The sequence below is a fragment of the Pseudomonas sp. IT-P258 genome (assembly GCF_949767825.1).
In the GTDB taxonomy this organism is placed as follows: domain Bacteria; phylum Pseudomonadota; class Gammaproteobacteria; order Pseudomonadales; family Pseudomonadaceae; genus Aquipseudomonas; species Aquipseudomonas monachiensis.
This window is the reverse complement of the sequence record NZ_CATKPU010000104.1, coordinates 1-244: the sequence shown is the minus strand read 5'-3', so window position 1 is coordinate 244 and position 244 is coordinate 1. Positions and strand designations below refer to the sequence as shown.

The 244-nt window shown below is 63.5% G+C and carries 1 pseudogene; it reads right to left on the bottom strand.

Going from position 1 to position 244, the window contains the following annotated elements:
• A pseudogene (locus ACM6G4_RS27450) lies at positions 1–206 on the bottom strand (Rhs element Vgr protein); the annotation flags it as partial.
• Between the last annotated feature and the right edge of the window lie 38 nt (positions 207–244).

Below are 244 nucleotides of genomic sequence, written 5' to 3'. Positions count from 1 at the left end.
GGGTGGTTGTGCAGGCCACGATTGGCGAGTTCCGCCTGCTCGGCGTTGCGGTATTCGGTGGGGACCGGAATCTGGTAGGTCACATCGTTGGCCATCACCAACCGGTAGCCCTGGGTGACGACCTGATGGTCGATCGACAGTTGCCCGGTCTTGTCCAGCACGCCCTGCTTGAGCACTGCGCCGTCGGCGTACAAGGTGTAGGGCATGCCTGCCCAGTTCTGGCTGGAGGCATTTGGGGCGGGTG